Genomic DNA, 13,589 nt, shown 5'->3' with positions numbered 1-13,589 from the left:
GGAGCCACCATGCACACCCGTACCCTGCTTGTCGCTTCACTCTCAATGCTCGCCACCGCCGCTGCCGCCCAGACGCAATACGCCTGGGTGGGCACCTATAATCCCAACGGCGAAGGGCTGTACCGTTTTACCGTCGACCCGCAAACCGGCGCGCTCGATAACAAAACGCTGGTGAGCCAACTCCCGAACGCTGCGCAGCTTACCGTCTCGCACGACGGCAAAACGCTCTACCTGGCAAGCGAGGTGGAGCAGGGCGTGGTGCAGGCGTTGCGAATAGGCGATAACGGCGCGCTGAGCGAGCTGAATCAGGTGGCCTCCGGCGGCGCGGGGCCGGTGTATCTTTCCCTGACGCCGAACGGCAAACATTTGCTGGTGGCGAACTACGTCAGCGGATCGATCGCGGTGCTGCCCGTTAACGCAGACGGCAGCCTGGGCGATGCTACGGACACCCATCAGGACAAAGGCGAACCGGGCGCGGCGAAGCCGGAAGCTGCCGTCGAGGGCAGTTTCGCCATCAGCGATCATAACGGCCCTCACGCGCACATGATCGCCGCCGATCCGAGCGGGAAATACGTTTTTTCCACCGATCTGGGGCTGGATCGCATCTATCAGTACCGTTTTGACGATCGAACCGGAAAGCTGACCCCGAACGATCCGCCGTTTATCAGCGCCTCCTCAAAAGGGGCCGGGCCGCGCCATTTCGTCTTTACGCCGAAGGGGGATGCCCTGTGGCTGATTAACGAAGAAGCCTCTACGCTCACCCATTATGCGCTGGACAGCAACGGCAGGCTGAAAGAGGGTAAAACGGTTTCAGCCTTGCCGGACGGTTATAAAGGCACCAGTTTTGCCGCCGGGCTGGCGCTAAGCGCCGACGGGAAACAGCTGTATGTCGCTAACCGTTTGCATAACAGCATCGGGCACTTTACCGTAACGGCGGAGGGCACGCTGACGCATCAGGACGATGTCTGGACGCGAGGCGACTATCCGCGCACCCTGACGCTTGATAAGCAGGGGCGCTGGCTGTACGTCATGAACCAGCGCAGCGACAACATTACCCGTTTCCGCGTGGCGCCGGACGGCAAGCTGAGCGCCGAGTCAGACTATACCCCGGTCGGCAGCCCATCCCAGATGGTCATTTCACCCTGAGCAGTAAGAGGACAACGACGTGCGATTTCCGAACCAACGTTTAGCGCAACTTTTCGATCTGTTGCAAAACGAGACGCTGCCGCAGGACGAGCTGGCGCAGCGGCTGTCGGTCTCCACGCGAACCGTCCGGGCGGATATCACCGCCCTGAACGCGCTGCTGGCCAGCCACGGCGCGCAGTTCATTTTGAGCCGGGGCAACGGCTATCAGCTCAAAATTAGTGATGTGGTGCGCTATCAACAATTGCAGTCGTCCCACCCGCGCGCGCTGCGCATTCCGCGAACCGGACCGGAGCGCGTGCACTATCTGGTGGTGCGTTTTCTGACGTCAGCCTTTTCCCTTAAGCTGGAGGATCTGGCCGATGAGTGGTTCGTCAGCCGGGCCACGCTGCAAAGCGACATGGTGGAAGTACGCGAGTGGTTCCACCGTTACAACCTGACGCTGGAAACCCGCCCGCGCCACGGCATGAAGCTGTTTGGCAGCGAGATGGCGATCCGCGCCTGCCTGACCGACCTCCTGTGGGAGCTGGCGCAGCAGGATAGCCTTAACCCGCTGGTGACCGACGTGGCGCTCAACGCGGGCGTGGCGGAAAAGATGGTCCCTGTCCTGCACGACGCGCTGACGCGCCATCACATTCGCCTGACCGATGAAGGCGAGCTGTTCCTGCGCCTGTACTGCGCGGTGTCGGTGCGGCGCATCAGCGAGGGGTATCCGCTGCCGGAATTCCACGCTGAAGACGTGGAAGAGAACGTACGCGAGGCGGCGAAAGATATCGCCGTGGCTATCCAGGAGCTGGCGGGCAAGGCGCTTTCACCATCGGAAGAGAGCTGGCTGTGCGTGCACATTGCGGCGCGGCAGATCCAGGAGATCGCCCCCAGCGCCATTAATGCTGACGACGACGAAGCCCTGGTCAACTATATCCTGCGCTACATCAACACCCACTATAACTACAACCTGTTGAGCGACGAGCAACTGCATGCAGATCTGCTCACGCACATCAAAACCATGATTACCCGCGTGCGGTATCAAATCATGATCCCCAATCCGCTGCTGGATAACATCAAGCAGCACTACCCGATGGCGTGGGATATGACCCTCGCGGCGGTGTCGAGCTGGGGCAAATACACGCCGTATGTGATCAGCGAAAACGAAATTGGTTTTCTGGTGCTGCATATCGGTGTCGGTCTGGAGCGCCACTACAACATCGGCTACCAGCGTCAGCCGCGCGTGCTGCTGGTATGTGACGCCGGTAACGCGATGGTGCGCATGATCGAGGCGGTGCTTCAGCGCAAATACCCGCAGATTGAGGTGACGCGCACGCTCACCCTGCGCGAGTACGAACTTGCCGATGCCATCGGCGAAGACTTCGTGATCTCCACCGCTCGCGTGAGCGAAAAATCCAAACCGGTGGTGATAATCGCCCCGTTCCCGACCGATTATCAGTTAGAGCAGATCGGCAAGCTGGTGCTGGTGGACCGCACCCGCCCGTGGATGCTGGAGAAATACTTCGACGCGGCCCATTTCCGCATTCTCGACAAGCCTGTCGACCAGCAAACGCTGTTCCGCGAACTGTGTGGGCAGCTTGAAAGCGAAGGCTTTGTCGGCGCGGAATTTCTGGAATCGGTTATCGAGCGTGAAGCTATCGTCAGCACTATGCTCGGCGACGGCATCGCGCTGCCGCACTCCCTCGGCCTGCTGGCGCAAAAAACGGTGGTCTACACCGTGCTGGCGCCGCAGGGCATTCAGTGGGGAGATGAAACCGCCCATGTCATTTTTCTGCTCGCCATCAGCAAAAGCGAGTACGAAGAGGCAATGGCGATTTACGATATTTTTGTCACTTTCCTGCGTGAACGCGCGATGGCGCGCCTGTGCCAGTGCGAGGATTTTGCGGCGTTTAAGGCTGAGGCAATGGAGAGTGTGAGTCGGTTTTGACGTTCAGGCGGACAGAGGATATCCGCCTTCATTCAACGCAGATGATGCACAACCTGGTTGCTGCTGCCGCGCCAGATAAGCATAGGATCTTTTAGATCCTGCACGAACTTGCCGTCGACCAGGACGTTAATCAGATCCACCACTTCCTTCTGCTGCGCATTCAGTTCATCCAGCTTATAACCCGTCCAGACCCAGATGTCTTTTCCCGCGCACTCGCGGCGGATGCGTTTTACCAGCTTCAGGATCGCCGGCACGTTTTGCGGATGGAGCGGGTCGCCGCCGGAGAGCGAGATCCCCTGGCGTTTAATGCGCGTGTCGTTCAGGTCGTTGATGATGCGGTCTTCCATCTCAGCGGTAAACGGCATACCCGAGTTCAGGCGCCAGGTGCTTTTGTTATAGCAGCCGGGGCACTCGTGAACGCAGCCTGATACAAAGAGGGTGCAGCGGGTGCCGGGGCCGTTGACGATGTCGACGGGGTAGTACTGGTGATAGTTCATCGCGAATAACCACGCCGGGTGGCGCTGCGCTTACCCGGCCTACAAAAGAGAGCGGTCCGTAGGCCCGGTAAGCGCAGCGCCACCGGGCATTAACGTGGCAGTGGATTACCCGATCTGCCCATTTCCCAGATGTTTCACCCTGCGCTTCACCTCTTCCTGCTTACCGGCGTTAAACGGACGGGCGTCCGGGCTGCCGAGGTAGCCGCACACGCGGCGGGTCACGGAGACGCGGGCTGCATCGTGGTTACCGCATTTAGGGCAGGTGAAGCCTTTGCTGGTGCACTCGAACTCACCGGTAAAGCCGCACTCGTAGCACTCGTCGATTGGCGTGTTGGTTCCGTAGTACGGAACGTGCTGATAGCTGTAATCCCACACGTCTTCCAGCGCCTTCAGGTTATGCTGGATGTTCGGGTACTCGCCGTAGCAGATAAAACCGCCGTTCGCGATGGGCGGATAGGCCGCTTCGAAGTCGATCTTGTCGTACGGGTTCACCTTCTTCTCCACATCGAGGTGGAAGCTGTTGGTGTAGTAACCTTTGTCGGTCACCCCTTCCACGATGCCGAACTCGGCGGTATCCAGACGGCAGAAGCGATCGCAGAGGTTTTCGCTCGGCGTGCTGTACAGGCTGAAACCGTAGCCGGTTTCCTCTTTCCACTGGTCTACCGCATCGCGCAGGCGCTGCACAATCGCGATACCTTTCTCACGCAGGGCGTCGTTGTCATAGATGTGCTTGTCGCCAAACAGCGCGTTAATGGTTTCGTGAATGCCGATATAGCCGAGAGAGATCGACGCGCGACCGTTTTTGAAGATCTCCGACACATCATCATCCGCCTTCAGGCGCACGCCGCAGGCCCCTTCCATATAGAGAATTGGCGCGACGCGGGCTTTCACCCCTTCAAGGCGGGCGATGCGGGTCATCAGCGCCTTACGTGCCAGCTGTAAACGTTCATCCAGCAGCGCCCAGAAGGCCGCTTCATTACCTTTGGCTTCCAGCGCGATGCGCGGCAGGTTCAGGCTGATGACGCCCAGGTTGTTGCGCCCGTCGTGGATCTGCTCGCCGTTCTCATCTTCGTACACGCCGAGGAAGCTGCGACAGCCCATTGGCGTTTTAAACGAACCGGTGACTTTTACCACCTGGTCGTAGTTCAGAATGTCCGGGTACATACGCTTGCTCGCGCACTCCAGCGCCAGCTGTTTGATGTCGTAGTTCGGATCGCCAAACTTGTGGTTCAGGCCGTCGCGAATGGCGAACACCAGTTTCGGGAACACCGCCGTTTTACGGTTTTTACCGAGGCCGGAGATACGGTTACGCAGAATAGACTGCTGGATCAGGCGTGATTCCCAGCTGGTTCCGAGGCCAAACCCGAAGGTCACAAACGGCGTCTGGCCGTTGGCGGTGTGCAGCGTGTTTACTTCATATTCCAGCGACTGGAACGCGTCGTAGCACTCTTTCTCGGTGCGGGAACGGGCATAACCGTCGGCGTCTGGGATCTGCCACTCTTCCGCCGTTTTACGGTGTTTGTTGAAGCTTTCGGTCACGAACGGGGCCAGCACTTCATCGATGCGGTTAATGGTGGTGCCGCCATAGATGTGGCTCGCCACCTGGGCGATGATCTGCGCCGTGACCGCCGTCGCGGTGGAGATGGATTTCGGCGGCTCAATCTCGGCGTTACCCATTTTAAAACCCTGGGTCAGCATGCCTTTCAGGTCGATCAGCATGCAGTTAAACATCGGGAAGAACGGCGAGTAGTCGAGATCGTGGTAGTGGATCTCACCGCGCTCGTGCGCCGAGACTACATCGCGCGGCAGCAGGTGCTGGCGGGCATAGTGCTTAGCGACGATACCAGCCAGCAGGTCGCGCTGGGTCGGGATCACTTTGCTGTCTTTATTGGCATTTTCATTGAGCAGCGACGAGTTGGTTTGCTCTACCAGGCCGCGGATCTCCTGGTTCAGGCGACCGCGTTTCTCACGCTGGACGTCACGGTCGTGACGATACTCAATGTAGGCGCGCGCCAGCTGCTTGTACGGACCAGACATCAGCTGGTTTTCAACCGCGGTCTGGATCTCGTTGATATCCACCTGGCTGCGTTCGTGCATCTGGCTGCTAACGACTTCTGCGACGGTGGCGCAGTAATCTGCGTCATCGACTCCCGCTGCTTTAGCTGCACGCAGAATGGCTTCTTTGATGCGCTCTGATTTAAACGGCACTTTACAGCCATCACGTTTCATCACATGCGGTGTCATGATCACTCCATTTTAAAAACAGGTTATCCACAGAGGTGGAGAAGTATTCACCGGGCGTATTCCTCGCCGAGGCAAAGACTTCCCGCGTGCCCAGCTCGTGTTATCCACAATTCCGGCCAGCGTTCGCGCCGTCTTGTTGTTGGAATAGTAGACGATAAATACAAGATGTTGGGTCGGCGTGCATTTTAAGTGCTACATATAGTGATTTGCATCAAACATGTTTGCGATTTTTTTGATGCAGGACAAAGTAAAAAGACGAGAGTACAAACGGCGGGCGCTGAGGCAATTGTAAAGACATGAAGGAAAAATCTGATTAATTATTCAACAAAAACAGTAAAGTAAGCCGGACACGGCATCGTGCCCGGCGGAGGAATTACTGCTTTAACCACCACACGGCTTCAAACGGACGAAGCATTGAGGTTTGAGGGCCGGGGTAGTTGCTTATCACCACCTGCGACTCGCCGCTGAGAGCGTCCGCTTGCCATTCCTGAGGCAAATGGCTCAGGTTCGCCACCACCATCAGCGTTTGTGCCTGCCACTGACGGCGATAGCACCACAGGGAAGGGTGGTCAGGCAGGAGATCCTCATAATCCCCCCACGTCAGCACCGGCAGGGTTTTGCGCAGGCGAATCAGCGACTGATAGGTGTAAAACACCGAGTCGGGGTCGTCCAGCGCCGCGCGGGCGTTCACGGTTTCGTAGTTGTCGCAGACACCAATCCACGGTTCGCCCCCGGTAAAGCCCGCATTGTGCGAGGCGTCCCACTGCATCGGCGTGCGCCCATTATCACGTGACTTACTCGCCAGAATTGCCAGCAGTTCATCCGTATCGCGGCCGTTCGCCCGCTGTTCGGCGAACATGTTCAGGCTTTCTACGTCGCGGTAGTCGGTGATACGGCTGAAATGCGGGTTGGTCATGCCCAGCTCTTCACCCTGATAAATATACGGCGTGCCCTGCATCCCGTGCAGCACCATACCGAGCATTTTCGCCGCCGCCACGCGGTGTTCCCCTTCGTCACCAAAGCGTGACACGATGCGCGGCTGGTCATGGTTACACCAGAACAGCGCGTTCCAGGCTTTGTTGTGCATCCCCTGCTGCCAGTGGCGGAAAAGGGTTTTCAGCGCCACAAAATCCGGCTTCGCAAGCGTCCACTTTTCGCCGCCGGGGTAATCCACCTTAAGATGATGGAAGTTAAAGGTCATCGACAGCTCGCGCCCGTCGAGCGACGCATACTGCTGACAGTTCTCCAGCGAGGTGGAGGACATCTCGCCCACCGTCATCAGGTTGCGCGGCGTAAAGACATCCCGGCTCATCTCCTGGAGATATTCGTGGATGCGCGGCCCGTCAGTGTAGAAACGGCGACCGTCGCCGATGGTGTCGTCCGGGAAATCCTGATCTTTTGAAATCAGGTTAATGACGTCCAGACGCAAGCCGTCCACGCCGCGATCGGCCCAGAACTCGCACACTTTTTTCAGCTCGGCGCGCACCGCCGGGTTTTCCCAGTTGAGATCCGCCTGCTCCGGCGCGAACAGATGCAGATAATACTGCTCGCTTTCGGCATGCCAGCGCCAGGCGTTGCCGCCAAATTTGGAGCGCCAGTTGTTGGGAAGCGCGTCCGGCGTACCGTCGCGCCAGATATAGAACTCACGGTACGGACTCGCTTTATCCAGCGACTCACGGAACCAGGCGTGCTGCGTGGACGTGTGGTTAAAGACCATATCCAGCACAATGCGGATGCCACGTTCATGCGCCCGGGCAACCAGCTCGTCAAAGTCGTCCAGCGTGCCGTAGGTCGGGTCGATGGCAGTGTAGTTCGCCACGTCGTAACCGTTATCCACCTGCGGCGAGATATAAAACGGCGTCAGCCAGATGGCGTCAATGCCAAGGGTTTTCAGGTAGTCAAGGCGCTGCGTTACGCCACGCAGATCGCCGGTGCCGCTGCCGGTGGTATCCTGAAAACTCTTTGGGTAAATCTGATAGATAACGCCGTTCTGCCACCAGTGAGGAAGGGTATTCATAGTACGTTCCTGCAAATGCGAAGGGGCGCAACTGCGCCCCGAAAAAGGGAATTAAACAATCTGCAACGTGCCCTGACGGAACTTACGCTGGTAAACCACGGTAGTCAGCGCCATTGGGATGATAATCGCCACCGCCATCGCCAGCGCAAATACCTGCCAGAATGAAGGCTGAATGGAGAGGATACCCGGCAGGCCGCCGACGCCAATCCCGTTTGCCATTACGCCGTTCAGGCCGCACAGCAAGCCCGCCAGACCGGAGCCGATCATCGCGCAGAGCATCGGGAAGCGATATTTCAGGTTGATACCGTACATCGCCGGTTCAGTGACGCCGAGGTAGGCGGAGATAGCAGCCGGAACGGAGATCTCACGCTCGTTGTGCTTACGGCTGACGATGATAATGCCGGTTACAGCGGAGGCCTGCGCAATGTTAGACAGGGCGATAATCGGCCAGACCGGCGTGCCGCCGAGGCTCTGGATCATCTGCATATCGATCGCCAGCGTGGTCTGGTGCACGCCGGTGATCACCAGCGGAGCGTACAGGAAGCCGAACAGTGCGGCGCCAATCGGTGCGAAGCTGCCGGTCATCAGGTGACGGACCGCGAAGGCCACGCCGTCGCCAATCATGCGGCCAAACGGACCGATAAAGGCATGCGCCAGGAACACCGCCAGGATCAGCGAGCAGACCGGGACCACCACCAGATAGAGATAGTCCGGCACGATGCGCTTCAGACGCGTCTCAATAAAGCCCAGCGCCAGACCCGCCAGCAATGCCGGGATAACCTGCGCCTGGTAGCCCACTTTGGCGATGGTAAACAAGCCGAAGTTCCACACCTCTGGCGTTTGCTGACCAAGTAAGTAAGCGTTCATTAACTGCGGAGAGACCAGCGTCACGCCGAGTACGATTCCGAGAATGGGCGTTCCGCCCATCTTGCGCACCGCTGACCAGCAGATCCCGACCGGCAGATAGAAGAAGATGGCTTCGCCAATCAGCCACAGGAAGTCATAGATGCTTTGCAGCGCCGGGTACATCTGCGCCAGGGTTTTGCCGTCGCTCATTGGCACATCGCCGATGACGTTACGGAAGCCCAGAATTAAGCCCCCGCTGATCAGCGCCGGCAGCAGTGGGAAGAAGATCTCCGCAAAATGGGAAATCAGCTGCTCATGCCATTTCATATTCTGGCGCGCTGCCTTCTTCGCCTGCTCTTTATCGGCGGAAGAGTGCCCGGTAGTCGCCAGCAGAGCCTGATAGTAATCGCCCACTTCGGTACCAATCACCACCTGGAACTGCCCGGCGTTGGTGAAGCAGCCTTTAACCATTTTCAACTCTTCAATGGCTTTCGGATTGGCTTTGGCCGGATCGTTCAGCACGAAGCGCAGGCGGGTAATGCAATGGCTGACGGTGGCGATGTTCTCGCGTCCGCCGACCAGGACGATCAGCTGATCGATATCGGCTTGTTTGACTTTACTCATCATGAAACCTCATGACAGATGGTGAAAGGGGTTATGACCTGTGCGCAAGCCTACTCCTTCAACGTGACGGCGAAAATGGGAACGTTCCCGAAATCGGGCGAAGATCACAATAATCCATTCAAAAAAATTATGAGAGGCGGGCTGGAATAACGATCTGACGGGGCTCGGTACGCCCGGTAATTTGCTCGATCAGCTGCGCGGCAGCCTGCCGGCCAGACTCGGCATAACCCGGGTCAACGCTGATAATCTCCGGGTGTAAGAACTTCATCAGCGGCGTGCTTCCCACGCTCGCTAACTGCAGCTCCCCGATGCGTTGTTCCTGCAAATATTTGCTCGCACCCAATGCAAGGGTATCCGTGGCGCACACCAGGGCGGTGGTTTGTGCAGTCAGCACGCTGGCGACCTGCTCATATCCCTGTTTCATACCCAGTCCAGGCAGCGCGGCCACGGCGGGGAGATTGTTTTTTTTACAAAACGCCAGGTACGCTTCATGGCGACGCTTGCCGGTGGTGATGTCGGCATGCGGCACGCCGAGATAGCTGATATGCCGATGGCCCTGCTCATACAGGCGCTGCATCAGGATCACGATTGCCCCTTCGTCATCGTAACAGACAGAGGCAAACCCGCTGGCGTCGCGCGCCAGCAGCACCAGAGACGGCTGCCAGGGTTTAAGCATGTCCTCTTTAAGGCCGGTAAACCCGAACAGCACTACGCCATCAATGTTGCGGCGCTGAAGCATACCGAGATGCTCCTCCACCATTTGCGCCGAGAACTTGCTCTCCATCATGATCGGATCGTAGCCCTGCTCGTAGAACGCGGGCAGCATCGTCTGTACGGCGAGGTTTTCGGAGAGGGAATCCAGACGCGAGACAATAATGGCGACCACTTTATCGCTCTGCCCGCGCATGGCGCGCGCGGAGCGGGAAGGGGAAAAACCGTGCTGATTCATCACCGCCTCGACGCGCTCGCGTGTGCGCTCGCTGACACCGCTTTCGTTGTTAAGCACGCGTGAGACGGTCGATTTCCCCACGCCGCTTAAACGCGCGATGTCTTTAATCGTAAGGCGGTTCTGCATGCTGTATTCCCTGTAACAACGATAAAATAATCAGTTGAGCCTAATGCTATCCTGCGAATTCGCTATGGGCAAAGTCTGGTTTACGTGCGGTTTATTTACGAGGGGGTATCATACCGCCCGAATAGTCACAAAAGGTATGGTTAAATCCTTATACTGCGCGACGACATCCCATTTTTAACTTACCGGAGGCCACATGGATCCCGATCCCACACCTCTCCTGACCAGGAGAAAACCTTCTTTCCGGTAAGCCAGCCTTTTGCTGTCTCACCGGCGTGAGGCAGCAACGTTCATACGTTCCTGCTTGATAAATTAAGTGCCTGACAGGTACGGCTCTGCCACGCCTGCGGGAAAACTGCGTCCGCCTTTGCGGATGCGGGGGAATGACTATGCTGAAAAATATCACCCGGCAGCTGTTCGCGCAGCTGAGCCGCCACCTGCCACATCGCCTGATTGCGCGCGATCCGCTGCCAAATGCCAACACCCTGGCGGGCGCGGAAATCCCCGCTTCCCTGACCGAGCGCTGCCTGAACGTGGCGGCGATGGATGAAAACGAAGTCTGGCGCGCCTTTGGCGGCCACCCGGAAGGGCTGAACGCGCAAGAAGTGTCAAAAATCCGCGAGGAACATGGCGATAACCAGATCCCGGCGCAAAAACCCTCTCCATGGTGGGTCCACCTGTGGCTCTGCTACCGCAATCCGTTCAACCTGCTGCTGACGGTGCTCGGGATTATCTCTTACGCTACTGAAGATCTGTTTGCCGCAGGCGTAATTGCCCTGATGGTGGGGATCTCCACGCTGCTTAACTTTATTCAGGAAGCGCGCTCCACCAAAGCGGCGGATGCGCTGAAAGCGATGGTCAGCAATACTGCCACCGTGTCGCGTGTGATTAACGACCTCGGCGAAAACGCCTGGATTGAACTGCCCATTGACCAGCTGGTGCCGGGCGATCTGGTGAAGCTGGCGGCGGGGGACATGATCCCGGCGGATTTACGCATCATCCAGGCGCGGGATCTGTTCGTCGCGCAGGCGTCACTCACCGGTGAATCCCTGCCCGTAGAGAAGGTGGCGAGGACCCGCGATCCGCAGCAGATGAACCCGCTGGAATGCGACACCCTGTGCTTTATGGGCACCACGGTGGTCAGCGGCACGGCGCAGGCCATTGTCACCGCTACCGGCGGCAACACCTGGTTTGGGCAGCTTGCCGGACGCGTCAGCGAGCAGGAGAGCGAGCCGAACGCATTCCAGAAAGGCATTGGCCGCGTCAGCATGCTGCTGATCCGCTTTATGATGGTCATGACGCCGATTGTCCTGCTGATCAACGGCTACACCAAAGGTGACTGGTGGGAAGCGGCGCTGTTCGCCCTCTCCGTGGCTGTCGGCTTAACGCCGGAAATGCTGCCGATGATTGTCACCTCCACGCTGGCGCGCGGGGCGGTCAAACTCTCTAAACAAAAGGTGATCGTCAAACACCTCGATGCCATCCAGAACTTTGGCGCGATGGATATTCTTTGCACCGATAAAACCGGCACCCTGACCCAGGACAAAATCGTGCTGGAGAACCACACCGATATCGCCGGAAAGACCAGCGAACGGGTGCTGTACAGCGCGTGGCTGAACAGTCACTACCAGACAGGGCTGAAAAACCTGCTCGACGTGGCGGTGCTGGAAGGTGTGGATGAAGAGTCTGCCCGCATGCTCTCCGGCCGCTGGCAGAAGGTGGACGAAATTCCGTTCGACTTTGAACGGCGCCGCATGTCGGTGGTGGTCAGCGAGCAGCCGGACGTACATCAGCTGATCTGCAAAGGGGCATTGCAGGAGATCCTGAATGTTTCCACGCAGGTGCGTCATAACGGCGAGATCGTGCCGCTGGATGAGACCATGCTGCGCCGCATCAAACGCGTCACCGATAACCTGAACCGTCAGGGGCTGCGCGTGGTGGCGGTAGCAAGCAAGTTCCTGCCCGCGCGGGAAGGGGACTACCAGCGTATCGATGAATCCGATTTGATCCTCGAGGGTTACATCGCATTCCTCGATCCGCCGAAAGAGACCACCGCGCCGGCGCTGAAAGCACTGAAAGCGAGCGGGATCACCGTCAAAATCCTGACCGGCGACAGCGAGCTGGTGGCGGCCAAAGTGTGCCACGAAGTGGGCCTGGACGCGGGCGACGTCGTGGTGGGGAGCGACATTGAGCACCTGTCCGACGATGAGCTGGCCGAGCTTGCCCTGCGCACCACGCTGTTTGCCCGCCTGACGCCGATGCATAAAGAACGCATCGTCACTCTGCTGCGTCGTGAAGGGCACGTGGTGGGCTTTATGGGCGACGGCATCAACGATGCGCCAGCCCTGCGTGCGGCGGATATCGGTATCTCCGTGGACGGCGCGGTGGATATCGCCCGTGAGGCGGCAGATATTATTCTGCTGGAAAAGAGCCTGATGGTGCTGGAGGAGGGCGTCATCGAAGGGCGTCGCACCTTCGCCAATATGCTCAAATACATCAAAATGACCGCCAGCTCCAACTTCGGTAACGTCTTCAGCGTGCTGGTGGCGAGCGCCTTCCTGCCGTTCCTGCCGATGCTGCCGCTGCACCTGCTGATCCAGAACCTGATGTACGATGTCTCTCAGGTCGCCATCCCGTTTGATAACGTGGACGACGAGCAGATCCAGAAGCCGCAGCGCTGGAACCCCGCCGATCTGGGGCGCTTTATGCTGTTCTTTGGGCCGATCAGCTCCATCTTTGACATTCTGACCTTCTGCCTGATGTGGTTTGTGTTCCACGCCAACACCCCGGAACACCAGACGCTGTTCCAGTCCGGCTGGTTCGTGGTGGGGCTGCTGTCCCAGACCCTGATTGTGCATATGATCCGCACCCGCCGCATTCCGTTTATCCAGAGCCGTGCCGCATGGCCGCTGATCGTGATGACGGGCATTGTGATGGCGCTCGGGATCGCGCTGCCGTTCTCGCCGCTTGCAAGTTACCTGCAACTTCAGGCGCTGCCGCTGAGCTACTTCCCGTGGCTGGTGGCGATCCTCGCGGGTTACATGGTGCTGACGCAGATGGTCAAAGGGTTCTATAGCCGTCGGTATGGATGGCAGTAACGGCAAGCCCGGTGGCGCTGCGCTTACCGGGCCTACGATCCGAACGTAGGCCGGGTAAGGCGAAGCCGCCACCCGGCAGCTGGCTTTCCTCCCAAATTCAACAACCTGTGATCTC

General features: G+C 58.4%; 8 protein-coding genes. 3 read left to right on the top strand and 5 right to left on the bottom strand.

Features of this window, described 5'->3' with window-relative positions; translation table 11 throughout:
- The first annotated feature begins 9 nt into the window (after positions 1-9).
- Both C3451_RS15885 and C3451_RS15880 read left to right on the top strand, forming a co-directional pair.
- A complete protein-coding gene (locus C3451_RS15885) occupies positions 10-1,146 on the top strand; it encodes a lactonase family protein (protein WP_032621403.1) in 1,137 nt (378 codons plus the stop codon).
- Between the two features lie 19 nt (positions 1,147-1,165).
- On the top strand, positions 1,166-3,076 hold the full coding sequence (locus C3451_RS15880; protein WP_023299187.1) for a PRD domain-containing protein: 1,911 nt from the start codon (positions 1,166-1,168) through the stop codon (positions 3,074-3,076).
- Between the two features lie 32 nt (positions 3,077-3,108).
- Here the strand turns inward: C3451_RS15880 and nrdG are convergent, their stop codons facing one another.
- The 5 genes from nrdG to treR form a co-directional block, all read right to left on the bottom strand.
- Positions 3,109-3,573: an anaerobic ribonucleoside-triphosphate reductase-activating protein gene (nrdG, locus tag C3451_RS15875; RefSeq protein WP_022646867.1), complete on the bottom strand. Its 465-nt coding sequence runs from the start codon at positions 3,571-3,573 to the stop codon at positions 3,109-3,111.
- A gap of 105 nt (positions 3,574-3,678) precedes the next feature.
- Positions 3,679-5,817, bottom strand: coding sequence for an anaerobic ribonucleoside-triphosphate reductase (nrdD, locus tag C3451_RS15870; protein ID WP_022646868.1), 2,139 nt, complete (start codon positions 5,815-5,817; stop codon positions 3,679-3,681).
- Between the two features lie 373 nt (positions 5,818-6,190).
- Positions 6,191-7,834: an alpha,alpha-phosphotrehalase gene (gene treC, locus C3451_RS15865; protein WP_045620969.1), complete on the bottom strand. Its 1,644-nt coding sequence runs from the start codon at positions 7,832-7,834 to the stop codon at positions 6,191-6,193.
- Positions 7,835-7,885: 51 nt separating this feature from the next.
- On the bottom strand, positions 7,886-9,304 hold the full coding sequence (treB, locus tag C3451_RS15860; RefSeq protein ID WP_022646875.1) for a PTS trehalose transporter subunit IIBC: 1,419 nt from the start codon (positions 9,302-9,304) through the stop codon (positions 7,886-7,888).
- Between the two features lie 127 nt (positions 9,305-9,431).
- Positions 9,432-10,379, bottom strand: coding sequence for a trehalose operon repressor TreR (gene treR, locus C3451_RS15855; protein ID WP_022646876.1), 948 nt, complete (start codon positions 10,377-10,379; stop codon positions 9,432-9,434).
- A gap of 386 nt (positions 10,380-10,765) precedes the next feature.
- On the opposite strand from treR, the gene mgtA reads away from it, so the two are divergent.
- Positions 10,766-13,474: a magnesium-translocating P-type ATPase gene (gene mgtA, locus C3451_RS15850; protein WP_022646877.1), complete on the top strand. Its 2,709-nt coding sequence runs from the start codon at positions 10,766-10,768 to the stop codon at positions 13,472-13,474.
- Positions 13,475-13,589: the final 115 nt, after the last annotated feature.

The sequence above is a fragment of the Enterobacter sp. 301B genome, from assembly GCF_003850715.1.
In the GTDB taxonomy this organism is placed as follows: domain Bacteria; phylum Pseudomonadota; class Gammaproteobacteria; order Enterobacterales; family Enterobacteriaceae; genus Enterobacter; species Enterobacter intestinihominis.
The sequence above is the reverse complement of the archived record's forward strand: the minus strand, read 5'-3'. Positions and strand labels throughout refer to the sequence as shown.

Coding starts and splice junctions, on each gene's coding strand:
- C3451_RS15885 (WP_032621403.1), top strand. CDS start 10: ATGCACACCCGTACCCTGCTTGTCGCTTCACTCTCAATGCTCGCCACC.
- nrdG (WP_022646867.1), bottom strand. CDS start 3,573: ATGAACTATCACCAGTACTACCCCGTCGACATCGTCAACGGCCCCGGC.
- nrdD (WP_022646868.1), bottom strand. CDS start 5,817: ATGACACCGCATGTGATGAAACGTGATGGCTGTAAAGTGCCGTTTAAA.
- treC (WP_045620969.1), bottom strand. CDS start 7,834: ATGAATACCCTTCCTCACTGGTGGCAGAACGGCGTTATCTATCAGATT.
- treB (WP_022646875.1), bottom strand. CDS start 9,304: ATGAGTAAAGTCAAACAAGCCGATATCGATCAGCTGATCGTCCTGGTC.
- treR (WP_022646876.1), bottom strand. CDS start 10,379: ATGCAGAACCGCCTTACGATTAAAGACATCGCGCGTTTAAGCGGCGTG.
- mgtA (WP_022646877.1), top strand. CDS start 10,766: ATGCTGAAAAATATCACCCGGCAGCTGTTCGCGCAGCTGAGCCGCCAC.